Raw genomic sequence first — 14,741 nt, 5'->3', positions numbered from 1 at the left:
AGTCGTAAAGTTGGCAATCGGGTGATCCGAATCTGGTTTTGGGGCTGCTTCGCAACCCAGCGGGAGCAAGCTCCCTCGCCACCAAAAGCGTGCCGGATCAGCCAAACGGTTGCCTCACGCTCAGCTAAAGAGTGCGATTTTCCCCTCCCTACGCTAACCTGCGGCCATGTTTTACGAGGTCGACTATGCACATTCATATTCTTGGTATCTGCGGCACTTTCATGGGTTCGATGGCGGTTTTGGCCAAAGAGCTGGGCCATCACGTGACGGGCTCCGATGCCAACGTCTATCCGCCAATGAGCACTCAGCTGCAAGCCCAGGGCATTGAGTTGACCCAAGGTTACGACCCGGCGCAGCTCGATCCGGCCCCGGACCTGGTGGTGATTGGCAATGCCATGTCCCGCGGCAACCCGGCCGTCGAATACGTGCTGAACAAAGGCCTGCCGTACGTCTCCGGCCCGCAATGGCTGGCCGATCACGTGTTGCAAGGCCGCTGGGTGCTGGCGGTTGCCGGCACTCACGGTAAAACCACCACCAGCAGTATGCTTGCCTGGGTCCTGGAGCACGCGGGCATGAGCCCGGGGTTCCTGATCGGAGGTGTGCCGCAGAATTTCTCGGTGTCGGCACGTCTGGGTGATACGCCGTTCTTCGTGATTGAAGCCGACGAATACGACAGTGCATTCTTCGACAAGCGTTCGAAATTCGTTCACTACCGTCCGCGCACGGCGATCCTGAACAATCTTGAGTTTGATCACGCTGACATCTTCCCCGATCTGCCGGCCATCGAGCGGCAGTTCCACCATTTGGTGCGGACCATCCCGAGCGAAGGCCTGGTGATTCATCCGACCACCGAGCCGGCATTGCTGCGGGTTATCGAAATGGGCTGCTGGACCCCGGTGCAAACCACCGGTGCCGGCGGTCAGTGGCAAGTCAAACTGCTCAGTGAAGACGGCTCGAAATTCGAAGTGATGTTCGAAGGCGCCGTTCAAGGCGTGGTCGAGTGGGACATGACCGGTCAGCATAACGTCGCCAACGCCTTGGCCACCTTGGCCGCCGCACGTCATGTCGGCGTCGTGCCGTCGATGGGCATTGCGGCACTGAGCGCGTTCAAAAGCGTGAAGCGGCGGATGGAAAAAGTCGCGGAAGTGCGTGGCATCACGATCTACGACGATTTCGCCCATCACCCGACCGCGATCGCCACCACCCTCGACGGTCTGCGCAAACGCATTGGCGATGCGCCGCTGATCGCGATCATCGAGCCGCGCTCCAACTCCATGAAGCTTGGCGCGCACCGTGATGGCTTGCCGGAAAGTGTGGTCGATGCCGATCAGGTGATCTGGTATTCCCCGGCCAACCTCGGTTGGGATCTGGGCGCCACTGCGGCGTTGTGCACTGTGCCGTCGATCGTCAGCGATTCGCTGGAAGGCATCATCGAGCGCGTGAAGAGCCAGGCTCAGCCCGGCACTCATGTGGTGATCATGAGCAACGGCGGCTTCGGCGGCCTGCACGGCAAACTCGCCGAGGCGCTGCAATGAACAACGGCCCGGAACGCATCACGCTGGCGATGACCGGCGCTTCGGGCGCCCAGTACGGCTTGCGTCTGCTCGACTGCCTGGTGCGTGAAGACCGCGAGGTGCACTTCCTGATTTCCAAGGCTGCGCAACTGGTGATGGCCACCGAGACCGATGTCTCGCTGCCGTCCAAACCACAGATGATGCAAGCCTTCCTCACGGAATACACCGGCGCCGCCGCCGGGCAGATTCGGGTGTACGGCAAGGAAGACTGGATGTCGCCAGTGGCGTCGGGCTCTGGCTCGCCAGCGGCGATGGTGGTGGTGCCGTGTTCCACCGGGACCTTGTCGGCTATCGCGACCGGAGCCTGCAACAACTTGATTGAGCGGGCTGCCGACGTGACCTTAAAGGAGCGCCGCCAGCTGATTCTGGTGCCCCGCGAGGCGCCGTATTCGAGCATTCATCTGGAGAACATGCTCAAGCTGTCGAACATGGGCGTGACGATTTTGCCGGCGTCGCCCGGCTTCTATCACCAGCCGCAGACTATCGATGACTTGATCGACTTCGTTGTGGCGCGAATTCTCAACTGTTTGAATATCCCGCAAGACATGCTGCCGCGTTGGGGCGAACACCATTTGAGCAGCGATGAATAAGCTGCTGATCATCCTGTTGGCTTTGCAATTGGCAGGCTGCGCCACCGCGCGCACCCTTGATGCGGCCAAGCCTGGAGCGCCGGTGGTGTATTCGGGGACGCGTCTGGATTTGTATGCGATGAACGGCGGTTGCTGCGCCATGGACCGATTTGGCGCCGAAGCGCCGAGTTATCCGGCTGTTGACCTGCCGGCCAGTGCGTTGCTCGACACGCTGCTGTTGCCGCTGTCGTTGTTGACGGTGATTGGCGTAAGTTTTCAAGCGACTGGCGGATTGTAAAAAGCAAAAGATCGCAGCCTTCGGCAGCTCCTACACATACCTATGTAGGAGCTGCCGAAGGCTGCGATCTTTTGATCTTACTTGCCCAACTTGCGCAACTCATCCGACTCGACAATCCGCACGCCATCCTGCTCTTCCAGCGCCAGGCGCCACATGGCGCGGGCCAGTTGGCAGGCTTCGATGCCGTGGTATTTGCCCGGAATCAATTTCGACAATGGGCCGGCAACCCGCTCGCCCAGTCGCGGCTCGACGCGATCGCCCAACAACAGCGAAGGCCGGCAAATGGTCAGCTGCGGCCAATTCTGCGCGCGCAATGCGTGTTCCATCTCGCCTTTGACCCGGTTGTAGAAAATCGAGGATCTGCGATCGGCACCCAAGGCGCTGATCACGATCAAGTGCCGTGCGCCCATTTCTCGCGCACGTTTGGCGAAAGCCACGACCATGTCCAGGTCCACCGCGCGAAACGCTTCCTCGGAGCCGGCCTGCTTGATCGTAGTGCCCAGGCAGCAATAGGCAATGTCGACACGACCGTTCAATTGCGGCAAAAACACCGTCGGGTCACCGACCGGGTTTTCCAAGTGAGGATGCTCGGCCAGTGGCCGGCGTGAGGGGGCTAATACCCGTGTAATCGTTGGCTCGTTGAGTAGACGGTCAAGCAAATGTTCACCGGTTAACCCGGTAGCTCCGGCAAGCAATACATGCTGAGGCGTCAAGTACATAGTCATTCCCCCTTGATACTATTCAGCTTAGTTGCTCTTTTCATCCTTGCTGATAGAGACACTTTGCAGTGCCTTTCGTGCCTGTTGTTTGCGCAACAGCTGCCAGTGGCTGAGAACGGTTTTCGGCGCCCAGATCTGTGGCTCGGAAGCTTCGAAGCTGTCGGCCAGTTCACGCTCGGCCACGGTGGCACTGGCCAGTTTGAAGGCTTGCTCCAGGTCGTCGGTCTGGTTCAGCGCCTGGGCGAACAGCGCGTCGCCGAAGTACGTGAAGTTGGCTTCTTCCGAACACCCAAAGGACACTCGATCGGCGCGTGAGGCGGTCATGATCAGGGTGCGTTCGTCCTTGAGGGCGGGAATGAAGCCACCGGAATAGCAGGATGAAATCACGATAATTTTGTCGCGCTTTTTCAGGGGCGCGAGGACGGCGGCGAGTTCGTCGGCGGGCAGGTCGGCCAGTTCCATGCGTGGCTGGTCGAGCACCAGTTCGTGTTCGCTGGTGCCGTGGCTGGTCAGGTAAATGAACAGCAGGTCTTCCGGGCCGCTGCGTTCGGCCAGGGTCTGGGCGGCGCGGCGCAGGTTTTCCCGGGTGGCCATCGGCCGGTCGCCAAGGTGATCGCGATGGTTGACCAGGCGGATCTGGCCGAAGGCGCCGAAACGGCTGGCGAGCATGTTGGCGACGTAGTCGGACTCGCGCAGGAACACGCTCTGCTTGCCATCGCCGCCGAGGGTCAAGGTGTACAGTTCGACCGCCGGGGTCGAGGCCGGGACGTTGGCCAGCGAATCGTCGAGCAAGCGCCCTTGGGCCAACAAGCCGAGTTCGAGAGGGTCGGGCAGCAGCTTGCCATCGGCGTCGCGCACGCGCTGACTATTGATCCAGGTGCCGCTCTGCACCGAGCCATCGGTCAGCACCAAAGTACCTTGGCCCTGATAGTTGTCGCTGTCGAACTGGCCGACATAGAAACTGCCATCGGCCAGGTTCAAGCGACCCTGACCGGTGAAACGCCAGTCGCTGAAGTGACCGATGTAGTGACTGCCATCGGCGCCGATCAACTCGCCCTTGCCGCTGAGCATGCCTTCCTTGAACTGACCGAGCCAGACATCGCCATCGGCGTTTTCGTAGCGGCCCTTGCCATGCAGTTGATTGTTCTTGAAGCCGCCGACATAGATATCGCCATCGGCGCTGTTGAAGGTGCCATTGCCTTCCAGCTGACCGTCGGCGAAATGCCCGGTGAACTGATTGCCGCTGGCATCGCTGCGCTGGCCTTCGCCGTTGGGTTTGCCGTGGGCGAATTGACCCTGGTACTGGCTGCCGTCTGCGAGTTCCAGACGACCGAGCCCTGAATATTGATCGGCCTTGAATTCGCCGCGGTAGGTCATGGCGTTTTCTTTGAGGGTGCCTTCACCGTCGCGTCGACCCGCCTTGAAACCGCCGGTGTAGCTGCTGCCAGTGGTGGTCAGCGTGCCTTGGCCGTCGAATAGCCCTTGCTGGAATTGCCCGCGATAGACCTCGCCGTTGCTGCCATGCCATTCGCCCTGGCCATGCCATTGGCCTTTGTCGAACTGGCCGGCGTACCAGCTGCCGTTCGGGTAATCGATGCGGCCTTCACCTTGCAGCAAACCATTGACCAGATCACCGCGATAGCGTCCGCCATCCGGCAGGCGGGCATCAGGGGGCAACAGCGATTCGCCATCGCCGCAAGCGGTGAGCAACAGGGTCAAAGCAAGGAGTGCAAGTGAGCGCATAGCGGGATCCGGGCAATTAGGCGACCGAGTATGCCGCAGCTATGTGTCGCATTTATAGAGACACGGCACAGACACGGCGCGAAACAGCGTGAGCTGCTTCGCATCCGGGATGCTTTACACGAAGCAGAGGGACAGAGGCTCGGCGATATATGCCGGTTTGTCCGACCCTTCAATTTCAAGCGTGGCGGTTGCCTTGAGCAACCATTGGCCGGGTTTCTTCTCGATGACGTCGTTCATGTCAACCTTGAGTCGAACCCTGGAATTGACCTTCACAGGCTGGATGAAACGCACGCTGTCCAGACCATAGTTGACTACCATCTTTGCGCCTTCGGGCAGGATGAGGATGTCTTCCATCAGTTTGGGGATCAGCGACAACGACAGGAAACCATGGGCGATGGTGCTGCCAAAAGGTGTTTGCGCGGCTTTGACCGGGTCGACATGGATGAACTGATAATCACCTGTGGCTTCTGCGAACAGGTTGATGCGTTCCTGGTCGATGGTGAGCCATTCGGAACGTCCGAGTTCCTTGCCGACATAATCTTTGAGCTCTGCAACTGGAACATTGGGCATTGAGACTCTCCTTGGGTCATCGGTTTTATAGTTTTCGAGTGGGGGGGATTTGCCCTCCCTGCGAACCACTTTAGATCAACATGGCAAATTGCTCCGGTCAACTATCCATGCTTTTGGCGAATGCCGATTCATAGCGTTGGCGTGCTTATAATGCCGGGCCCCTTCTTTGTGGGGAGCACGCGTGGGAGAGAATGGATGTTGTTACGTGGCCTGACCTGGCTGGTGCTTTTTCAATTGCTCGGCACCGCCCTCAACCATTTGTTTTTGCCGGTACTACCGGGGCCGATCATTGGCCTGCTGTTACTGCTGGGGTATCTGATTATTCGCGGTCAAGTCGGCGAGCCGCTGAACCTCGCGGCCAGCAGCCTGCTGCGTTATCTGCCGTTGCTGCTGGTGCCGCCAGCGGTGGGCGTGATGGTTTACGCCGCCGATATCGCCGCGGATTTCTGGGCGATCACCGGTGCGCTGGTGTTGTCGCTGCTGCTATCGATGGCCTTCGCCGGTGTATTGATGCAGCGCCTGGTCAAGCGTCACGCTCATCGCGAGGACGACCAATGATTTTCGATTGGCAGGGCGCCTGGGTAGCGGTGATTCATCATCCATTGTTCGGTATCGGCATTACGTTGGGCGCGTATCAATTGGTGCTGGCGGCATACGAGAAAACCCGCTGGATTTTTCTGCAACCGGTACTGGTCTCCATGTTGCTGGTCATCGTTGTCCTGGTGGGTTGCGGCCTTAGCTACGCCGAATACCGCAAGAGCACCGAGATCCTCAGCATCTTGCTCGGGCCGGCCACTGTTGCGCTGGCGGTGCCGCTGTACCTCAATCTGCGGCGGATCCGGCAGTTGTTCTGGCCGATATTTACTACGCTGGTGATAGGCGGCGTGGTCGCCACGGGCATGGGTGTGTTGCTGGGCTGGGGCTTCGGCGCCGAACACATGATCCTGATGACCATGGCACCCAAATCGGTCACCTCGCCGATTGCCATGCTGGTGGCAGAGCAGATTGGTGGCGTCGCGGCGCTGGCGGCGGTGTTCGTGTTGATTACCGGGGTAATCGGGGCGATCTTCGGGCCGAGTCTTTTGACCCGTCTCGGTGTCCACAGCCCAGAGGCTCGAGGCATGGCCCTGGGCATGACCGCTCATGCGGTCGGCACCTCGGTGGCCTTGCAGGAGAGTGAAGAATGCGGTGCCTTTGCGGCGCTGGCGATGAGTCTGATGGGCGTAGCCACGGCGGTATTCCTGCCGTTGGCGGTGTCGATGGTGGTGTAAGGAAATGTCTATGAGTCTGCCGCTTTTTCCGCTGAACACGGTGCTGTTTCCGGACTGCACCCTCGACTTGCAGATCTTCGAGGCGCGCTACCTGGACATGATCGGTCGCTGCATGAAACAGGGCGGCGGCTTCGGGGTGGTGTGCATCCTCGACGGCAAGGAAGTCGGCATCGCCCCCGAAGGCTACGCACGGGTGGGGTGCGAGGCGCTGATCACCGATTTCCATCAGCAAGACAATGGCCTGCTGGGCATTCGGGTGAAAGGCGGGCGGCGTTTCCACGTTGTGCGCACCGAGGTGCAGCGCGACCAGTTGATCGTCGCCGAAGTCGAATGGCTCAAAGATGAACCCGAACAACCGCTACAGGATGAAGACGCCGACCTGGTCGCGCTGCTCAAGGCCTTGGCGGAACACCCGATGGTCGAAGCGCTGAACATGGGCACCGAAGCGACGGGGCAGCAGTCGCTGGCCAACCAGTTGGCGTACCTGTTGCCGTTTGCCGAGGTGGACAAGATAGACCTGCTGCAACTCGATGATCCGCAGCAGCGGCTGGATGCGATTCAGGCGTTGCTGGATAAGTTGCAGGGTGACTTGTTTGCCTGACGTCCGCTAAAAGATCGCAGCCTGCGCCAGCTCCTACATTAAATTGACGTACACCCTGTAGGAGCTGCCGAAGGCTGCGATCTTTTGATCTTTTCAGTACGCGTATCTCAACATCGCATGCGGCATATGCCTCAACACAAAGAAACCGAACAACGCCACCAATGAAGGCAACACCAGCCACCAGATTTTCGGCGGCATGGCGTTGAGCGAAGTCTGGCGTTGAGTCAGCCAAAGGCTGGCCGCGCACACGCACGCCGCCAGCATCGCCCCGGCCAGCACATCGGTCGGCCAGTGCGCCCCCAGGTACACCCGTGAAAAGGAAATCGTCAGCGCTGGCAAGCAGCCCACCAACAACCAGGTCAGGCGCATACGCGGCGGTTGTCCGCGACCCGCCAGCACCGCGAGTGTCAAGAACAGCGCGAAAGAGCCCGAGGCGTGGCCGCTGGGCATGCTGTAGCTGGTCAGTGGGTCGCTCAGCACTTCCGGGCGTATGCGGGCGAAAAAGTGCTTGGTCGCGGTATTGCCCAGCGCGGTGAAAAGCAAAGTGCCGCCTGCGAAAAGCGCGTGCCGCCATTGTCGTGTCAGCAACAGCAAGACGGTCAGCAGCGCGCTGAACATGAACATGTTGCGGAATTCGCCGATCAGCGTGAACACCACGGCCACTTCATCGAGCATCGGGCTGCGGTGTTCCTGCACCAGCGTCATCACGCCTTGATCAAGAGCGCTCAGGTGCGGATAGCCAATAAACAGCCCCGCCAGAATCAGCAGGCTCATGCCGGTGATGAACATCGTGGCTTTGCGATGCCGGCGCAGGCTGCTGGTGGCACTCAGTCCCACCATCAGTGCAATGCTGCCCGCGACAATTGCGGCCTCGGGCCAGAAACCTTCCGGCAACGGCAATCGAATCGCCGCTCCCGTGGCCCAGCCGGGCAGCAGATACGCAACGCTCCAGCCTGCGGCGGCCAGCAAGCTGACGACGGCGAAGCGCGGGAATGGCATGTCGAACATCCCGGCGACCATCGGCAGCATCGGTCGTAGCGGGCCGATAAAACGTCCAACCAACAGACTGGCAATGCCATAACGCTGGAAATACGCCTCGGCCCCGGCCATCCATTCCGGATGATGGCGCAACCCCGGAAGACGCCGGATGTTCTGGTGGAAATGGCGCCCCAAAAAGTACGAAACAATGTCACCCAACACACCACCGAGCAAACCCAGCAGCAGCGTTTCACCCAATGACAACGCGCCACTGCCGGCCAGCACCGCCACGGCAAACAGCAATACTGTGCCGGGCACGATCAGCCCGGCAATCGCCAGGCATTCAACGCAAGCCACGATGAACACTGCCGCGGCCAACCACTGCGGATTGACCGTCAACCAACCGGTCACGCTATCGAGCCATGGGCCCATAAAAACAACTCCATTGAATAATCAATTGGCCTCAAGGGACAAACGCAATCTTCAAAACACTACAGGTCTCATGTGGGAGCGAGCCTGCTCGCGATAGCGGATTGTCAGACGACATCTACTTCGACGATCAGTCTGCTATCGCGAGCAGGCTCGCTCCCACAATGGATTTTCAATCATTCAGGACAGCAAAAAATAATCGCGCCCTTCGACCTGCCCCCGGCGCAGCGGGTTGCGCGTGCAATAAAGTGCGTAAGCCGCATCAACAAAACGGTACATCAAGTGCTCGTCACGCCCGTGGGGAATGCCCAGACGTGTGGTCTGGATAATGTGGCCGGGCGCCGGCCCGACATCTTCCACCAGCAGTACTTCATGGTCGAAGCGCTTGGCGTCCCAGACCGGAACCTTCAGCCCCAGCGCCTTGCAGAGCAGCGTCTGCCCGGCGCATAGCTTTTGCGAGGGGCGAGGGCGGCCCTGGGCATCGGGATTGTTCAATAGCATCTGCGCCAGACTCGCTGGCCCGCTCAGTTCATCGACCCACGGATAGGCTGATTTGATCAATACCGCATTACCCGGACCCTGAGCGCTGAAGTTCAACGAATCGCCACCGCGGGCGTAATACATATAGATGTGGCCGCCATCCAGAAACAAAGCCTTACGCTTTTCTGTGTAGCCAAGGGAGGCGTGGCTGCCTTTTTCTTCGCAGTAATAGGCTTCGGTTTCAATGATCCGGGCACTGAGCCACAGGTCGCCGACCTTATGGCGGATGATCTTGCCCAGTAAATCCCGGGCCAGCGTTTGGGCATCGCGGTCGAAAAATGCATCCGGCAGCCCCGTGGGCTGGCGCGTAGTGGATGCAGAAACAGGCAAGTTGGTCATGATGAACAGCGTTTATCAGGGCTGATTGAGTCGTGATGATAACAATATGCGGCTTAATCACGGCTGAACGTCGGCAAATTGCCCTCCATTTCGACCATCCGCCTGTCACCGCTGTTAGTCCCGGGACGCGACAGCTATAATCTGCCGCTTTACTCTTTACCAAGACCTTAGCAAAGACCATTGCAGACCATGACTGAGTCCGTTCTTGACTACATGACCCGTTTGGGTCGCGCCGCCCGCGAAGCTTCCCGCGTGATCGGCCGTGCCAGCACCGCGCAGAAAAACCGCGCCTTGCAGGCGGCTGCCAATGCGCTGGACGCTGCACGCGCCGAGCTGACCGCAGCCAATGAACTGGATTTGGCCGCTGGCCGCGCCAATGGTCTGGAACCTGCTTTGCTGGAACGTCTGGCACTGACCCCGGAGCGCATCGACGGCATGATCGTCGGTTTGCGTCAGGTCGCAGCACTGCCCGACCCGGTGGGTGCGATCCGAGACATGAGTTATCGCCCGTCTGGCATCCAGGTCGGCAAGATGCGCGTGCCATTGGGCGTGATCGGGATCATCTACGAATCACGGCCGAACGTGACCATCGATGCCGCCAGCCTGTGCCTGAAGTCTGGCAACGCGACCATCCTGCGTGGCGGCTCCGAGGCGATTCATTCCAACCGTGCCATTGCCGCCTGCATCCAGCGAGGGCTGGCCGAGGCCGATCTGCCGGCCGCCGTGGTGCAAGTGGTCGAAACCACCGACCGTGCCGCCGTTGGCGCGCTGATCACCATGCCCGAATACGTCGACGTCATCGTGCCCCGTGGCGGTCGTGGCCTGATCGAGCGGGTCAGTCGCGATGCCCGCGTGCCCGTGATCAAGCACCTGGACGGCATTTGTCATGTCTACGTCAGCGCCCACGCCGATCTGCCGAAAGCCCAGCGCATCGCGTTCAACGCCAAGACTTACCGTTATGGCATCTGTGGCGCCATGGAAACCCTGCTGGTGGATCAAGCAGTCGCCAAGGATTTCCTGCCATCGATGGCTGCCCAGTTCCGCGAAAAAGGCGTCGAGCTGCGCGGTTGCGAGCGTACACGGGCGATCATCGAGGCCGTTGCGGCCACTGAAGAAGACTGGCACACCGAATACCTGGCGCCGATCCTCTCGATCCGTGTGGTCGACGGTCTGGATCAGGCCATCGAGCATATTAATAAGTACGGCTCCCATCACACCGATTCGATCGTCAGCGAAAACCTGGCCGACACCCGGCGTTTCGTGGCCGAAGTCGATTCGTCTTCGGTGATGATCAATACGCCGACGTGCTTTGCCGATGGCTTCGAATACGGATTGGGTGCCGAGATTGGCATTTCTACTGATAAGCTGCACGCCCGCGGCCCGGTGGGCCTCGAAGGGCTGACCTGCGAGAAGTACATCGTGGTCGGTGACGGTCAGTTGCGCGGCCAGGAGTCGCTCTGACTTGGGCGACCTCGACCCGTCAGCCCAGGTGACCGCCAGCGAGCCCCAGCCTCGACGCATTGGCGTACTGGGCGGGACCTTCGACCCGGTGCACATCGGCCATTTGCGCGGTGCGCTGGAAGTCGCCGAATCGCTGGCGCTCGATGAGTTGCGTCTGACACCCAGTGCCAGGCCACCTCATCGCGGTACGCCGCAGGTGTCGGCGAAGGACCGTCTGGCGATGGTCAAGTGCGCGGTGGCCGGTGTGCCACCGTTGGTAGTGGACGCCCGCGAATTGCAGCGGGACAAACCGTCCTACACCATCGACACCCTGGAACTGATGCGCGCCGAACTGGCCGCCCCGGACCAGGTTTTTCTACTTTTGGGCTGGGACGCATTTTGCGGCCTGCCCACTTGGCACCGCTGGGAAGAGTTGCTCCAGCATTGCCACATCCTGGTGCTGCAACGCCCGGATGCCGACAGCGAACCGCCGGATGCCTTGCGCAACCTGCTGGCAGCGCGCTCGGTGAGCGACCCGCTGGCCCTCAAAGGGCCGAGCGGACAGATTGCATTCGTCTGGCAGACGCCGCTCGCGGTATCCGCCACCCAGATCCGTCAACTGCTGGCCAGCGGTAAGTCGGTACGTTTCCTGGTGCCCGACGCGGTCCTGGCCTACATCGATGCGCACGGGCTTTACCGTGCGTCGAACTGAAAAAGGGCGCGCTTCAAGGCACGTGAATGCGTGTATCGAAGCGCCCGAACACACGAGCAAAACGAGTTTTATATGACTGACAAAGACGTAAACAAAGTAAAGCGCAAGGGCACGTTCAAGAGCGCTCCGCTGCCAGTAGTGGCCAATACCGGCCCGGAACTGCGCGGCGAAGAGCTGGTCAAGGTGGCCGTAGCGGCCCTGGAAGACGTCAAGGCCCAGGATGTTCTGGTGATCGACGTTCGTGAAAAGCAGAGCATCACTGATTTCATGATCATCGCTACCGGTACTTCCAACCGCCAGATCGGCGCGATGCTGGATAAGGTCCGCGAGGCGGTCAAGGCCCAGGGCGTCAAGCCGTTGGGTGAAGAAGGCAAGGGCGACAGCGACTGGGTGCTGCTGGATATGGACGACGTCATCGTGCACATGATGACTGCCAGCGCGCGCCAGTTCTATGACCTGGAGCGTTTGTGGCAGGGTGCCGAGCAGAGCCGTGCCGGCAGCGCCGCGCACCACAGCCCGGAAAACACCCATGAGCATTTCATCAAGCTCAACAAAGACCAGCAATAAGGGACCGCTGTGCGACTGCGACTGATCGCCGTCGGTTCACGCATGCCCAAATGGGTGGAAGAAGGCTGGCATGAATATGCCAAGCGTCTTCCGTCCGAGCTGGCGCTGGAACTGGTGGAAATTCCGCTCAACACCCGCGGCAAGAACGCCGACGTGGCGCGCTTTATCCGTCAGGAAGGCGAGGCCATGCTGGCCAAGGTCGGGCCGAACGAGCGCATTGTCACCCTCGAAGTCCACGGCAAGCCCTGGAGCACCGAGCAACTGGCGGTCGAACTCGATCGCTGGCGGCTGGACTCGCGCACGGTGAATTTCATGGTCGGCGGCCCCGAGGGGCTGGCGCCGGAAGTCTGTGCCCGGGCGGATCAACGCTGGTCGTTGTCGCCGTTGACGCTGCCGCACCCATTGGTGCGGATTCTGATCGGCGAACAGCTGTATCGTGCCTGGACAGTCCTGTCCGGCCACCCTTACCACAAGTAGTTCTGCCCTCATGCCCCAGCCGATCCGCATCAAGGACCACGAAAAAGACGCCCGTCTGGTGCGTGGCCGCGTCGTGTTCGGGGCCATTGCAGTGGTGGCGCTGATTGGCGTGCTGATCGCGCGGCTGTATTTCCTTCAGGTGATCCAGTACGAGTACCACTCGACACTGTCGGAAAACAACCGCGTCCATGTGCAGCCGATTCCGCCGACTCGCGGGTTGATCTTCGACCGCAATGGCGTGGTGGTGGCCGATAACCGGCCCAGCTTCAGCCTGAGCATGACCCGCGAACGCTCCGGTGACTGGCAGCAAGTGCTCGACGTGATCGTTGAAGTGCTGGAGCTGACGCCCGAGGACCGGGTGATTTTCGAGAAGCGCATGCGTCAGGGGCGCCGACCGTTTGAGCCGGTGCCCATCCTGTTCGAGCTGACCGAAGAGCAGATCGCCCGCATCGCGGTGAACCAGTTCCGTCTGCCCGGTGTGGAAGTGGTCGCGCAACTGGTGCGTCATTACCCGCAGGGCGCGCACTTTGCGCACTCAGTGGGTTACATGGGGCGGATCAACGAGAAAGAGCTCAAGACGCTCGATCCGGTGAGTTACAGCGGCACCCATCAAATTGGTAAAACCGGCATCGAGCGGTTTTACGAGCCCGAGCTGCACGGTCAGGTCGGCTACGAAGAAGTCGAGACCAACGCCCGTGGCCGCGTGTTGCGGGTGCTCAAACGTACCGAGCCGATTTCCGGCAAGGACATCGTCCTGAGCCTGGACATCAAATTGCAGGAAGCCGCCGAAGCCGCGCTCGGCGGTCGTCGTGGCGCGGTAGTGGCGCTGGACCCGAAAACCGGCGAAGTCCTGGCGATGGTCAGTCAGCCGAGTTTTGACCCGAACCTGTTCGTCACCGGCATCAGTTTCAAAGCCTATTCCGAGTTGCGCGATTCCATCGACCGGCCATTGTTCAACCGCGTGTTGCGCGGTCTGTACCCGCCGGGCTCGACGATTAAACCTGCGGTGGCGATTGCCGGCCTGGATGCGGGCGTGGTCACCGCATCGACCCGGGTCTACGACCCCGGTTACTACCAACTGCCCAATTACGATCACAAATACCGTAACTGGAACCGTACCGGCGACGGTTACGTGGATCTGGATACGGCGATCATGCGGTCCAACGACACCTACTTCTATGACCTGGCGCACAAGCTGGGGATTGATCGGTTGTCGGCTTACATGAGCAAATTCGGTATTGGTCAGAAGGTCTCCCTCGACATGTTCGAAGAGTCGCCGGGGTTGATGCCGACCCGGGAATGGAAGCGCGCGACCCGTCGTCAGGCCTGGTACCCGGGCGAAACGCTGATTCTCGGGATCGGTCAGGGCTACATGCAGTCCACTCCGTTGCAGTTGGCGCAGGCCACGGCGCTGGTGGCCAACAAGGGTGTGTGGAATCGTCCGCATTTGGCCAAGACCCTCGAAGGTGCGAAGCCGGTGGACGAAAACCCGATGCCGGACATCATTCTGCGCGACCCGTCGGACTGGACCAAGGTCAACCACGGCATGCAGCAGGTGATGCACGGTGCCCGCGGTACGGCGCGCAAGGCATCCATCGGTGCTCAATACCGGATTGCCGGCAAAAGTGGTACGGCCCAGGTGGTCGCGATCAAGCAGGGCGAAAAGTACGACCGCTCCAAGGTTCAGGAGCGTCACCGCGACCACGCCTTGTTCGTCGGCTTCGCGCCGGCCGACAACCCGCAAATCGTGGTGTCGGTGATGGTCGAGAACGGCGAGTCCGGTTCCGGCGTCGCCGCGCCAGTGGTGCGTCAAGTCATGGACGCCTGGCTCCTGGACCAGGATGGCCGACTGAAAGCCGAATACGCCAGCCCTATCAGTGCGGAGGCTACGGCCCGTGAAGAGTAATTTCGATC

16 protein-coding genes are annotated in these 14,741 nt (G+C 60.4%); 11 read left to right on the top strand and 5 right to left on the bottom strand.

Annotated elements, in window-relative coordinates; translation table 11 throughout:
• Positions 1-185 precede the first annotated feature (185 nt).
• Genes mpl through ACZ89R_RS14240 form a run of 3 tightly spaced genes read left to right on the top strand, consistent with a single transcriptional unit; the run spans position 186 to position 2,441 of the window.
• Complete coding sequence (gene mpl, locus ACZ89R_RS14250) at positions 186-1,535, top strand: UDP-N-acetylmuramate:L-alanyl-gamma-D-glutamyl-meso-diaminopimelate ligase (RefSeq protein ID WP_008009026.1); 1,350 nt, start codon at positions 186-188, stop codon at positions 1,533-1,535.
• Positions 1,532-2,164: a flavin prenyltransferase UbiX gene (gene ubiX / locus ACZ89R_RS14245; RefSeq protein WP_007894343.1), complete on the top strand. Its 633-nt coding sequence runs from the start codon at positions 1,532-1,534 to the stop codon at positions 2,162-2,164. Before mpl ends, ubiX begins: the two co-directional genes overlap by 4 nt.
• Positions 2,157-2,441: a YceK/YidQ family lipoprotein gene (locus tag ACZ89R_RS14240; protein ID WP_123498534.1), complete on the top strand. Its 285-nt coding sequence runs from the start codon at positions 2,157-2,159 to the stop codon at positions 2,439-2,441. Before ubiX ends, ACZ89R_RS14240 begins: the two co-directional genes overlap by 8 nt.
• Before the next feature lie 77 nt (positions 2,442-2,518).
• Here the strand turns inward: ACZ89R_RS14240 and ACZ89R_RS14235 are convergent, their stop codons facing one another.
• The 3 genes from ACZ89R_RS14235 to ACZ89R_RS14225 all read right to left on the bottom strand — a co-directional run bounded on the left by ACZ89R_RS14235 (position 2,519) and on the right by ACZ89R_RS14225 (position 5,473).
• Complete coding sequence (locus ACZ89R_RS14235; RefSeq protein ID WP_123498536.1) at positions 2,519-3,160, bottom strand: oxidoreductase; 642 nt, start codon at positions 3,158-3,160, stop codon at positions 2,519-2,521.
• 27 nt (positions 3,161-3,187) lie between these two features.
• Complete coding sequence (locus ACZ89R_RS14230) at positions 3,188-4,903, bottom strand: C13 family peptidase (protein WP_429545447.1); 1,716 nt, start codon at positions 4,901-4,903, stop codon at positions 3,188-3,190.
• Positions 4,904-5,017: 114 nt separating this feature from the next.
• Positions 5,018-5,473, bottom strand: a complete 456-nt coding sequence (locus ACZ89R_RS14225; protein WP_429545448.1) for a MaoC family dehydratase — start codon at positions 5,471-5,473, stop codon at positions 5,018-5,020.
• Between the two features lie 195 nt (positions 5,474-5,668).
• Here ACZ89R_RS14225 and ACZ89R_RS14220 point away from each other — a divergent pair, with 195 nt between their 5' ends.
• The 3 genes from ACZ89R_RS14220 to ACZ89R_RS14210 are packed head-to-tail and all read left to right on the top strand — an operon-like array spanning position 5,669 to position 7,345.
• Positions 5,669-6,031, top strand: coding sequence for a CidA/LrgA family protein (locus tag ACZ89R_RS14220; RefSeq protein ID WP_008070142.1), 363 nt, complete (start codon positions 5,669-5,671; stop codon positions 6,029-6,031).
• Positions 6,028-6,744, top strand: coding sequence for an LrgB family protein (locus tag ACZ89R_RS14215; RefSeq protein WP_429545449.1), 717 nt, complete (start codon positions 6,028-6,030; stop codon positions 6,742-6,744). The genes ACZ89R_RS14220 and ACZ89R_RS14215 overlap by 4 nt, the downstream gene beginning before the upstream one ends.
• A 10-nt stretch (positions 6,745-6,754) precedes the next feature.
• Complete coding sequence (locus tag ACZ89R_RS14210; RefSeq protein ID WP_429545450.1) at positions 6,755-7,345, top strand: LON peptidase substrate-binding domain-containing protein; 591 nt, start codon at positions 6,755-6,757, stop codon at positions 7,343-7,345.
• Between the two features lie 93 nt (positions 7,346-7,438).
• On the opposite strand, the gene ACZ89R_RS14205 is transcribed toward ACZ89R_RS14210, so the two are convergent.
• Complete coding sequence (locus ACZ89R_RS14205; protein WP_429545451.1) at positions 7,439-8,755, bottom strand: bifunctional DedA family/phosphatase PAP2 family protein; 1,317 nt, start codon at positions 8,753-8,755, stop codon at positions 7,439-7,441.
• 177 nt (positions 8,756-8,932) lie between these two features.
• Positions 8,933-9,631 (bottom strand): DNA-3-methyladenine glycosylase, encoded by a 699-nt coding sequence (locus ACZ89R_RS14200; protein WP_429545452.1) that lies wholly within the window; start codon positions 9,629-9,631, stop codon positions 8,933-8,935.
• A gap of 189 nt (positions 9,632-9,820) precedes the next feature.
• Here ACZ89R_RS14200 and ACZ89R_RS14195 point away from each other — a divergent pair, with 189 nt between their 5' ends.
• The 5 genes from ACZ89R_RS14195 (at position 9,821) to mrdA (ending at position 14,733) form a co-directional block, all read left to right on the top strand.
• On the top strand, positions 9,821-11,092 hold the full coding sequence (locus ACZ89R_RS14195) for a glutamate-5-semialdehyde dehydrogenase (protein ID WP_123498548.1): 1,272 nt from the start codon (positions 9,821-9,823) through the stop codon (positions 11,090-11,092).
• Between the two features lies 1 nt (position 11,093).
• A complete protein-coding gene (gene nadD, locus ACZ89R_RS14190; protein ID WP_123498550.1) occupies positions 11,094-11,783 on the top strand; it encodes a nicotinate-nucleotide adenylyltransferase in 690 nt (229 codons plus the stop codon).
• A gap of 72 nt (positions 11,784-11,855) precedes the next feature.
• Positions 11,856-12,350, top strand: coding sequence for a ribosome silencing factor (gene rsfS / locus ACZ89R_RS14185; protein ID WP_038981377.1), 495 nt, complete (start codon positions 11,856-11,858; stop codon positions 12,348-12,350).
• Between the two features lie 9 nt (positions 12,351-12,359).
• The gene (rlmH, locus tag ACZ89R_RS14180) at positions 12,360-12,827 is read left to right on the top strand and encodes a 23S rRNA (pseudouridine(1915)-N(3))-methyltransferase RlmH (RefSeq protein ID WP_003185785.1); all 468 of its coding nucleotides are present in this window, start codon (positions 12,360-12,362) and stop codon (positions 12,825-12,827) included.
• Positions 12,828-12,837: 10 nt separating this feature from the next.
• The gene (gene mrdA, locus ACZ89R_RS14175; RefSeq protein WP_123498552.1) at positions 12,838-14,733 is read left to right on the top strand and encodes a penicillin-binding protein 2; all 1,896 of its coding nucleotides are present in this window, start codon (positions 12,838-12,840) and stop codon (positions 14,731-14,733) included.
• Positions 14,734-14,741: the final 8 nt, after the last annotated feature.

The organism is Pseudomonas sp. TE3728 (genome assembly GCF_056279145.1).
The sequence above is the reverse complement of the archived record's forward strand: the minus strand, read 5'-3'. Positions and strand labels throughout refer to the sequence as shown.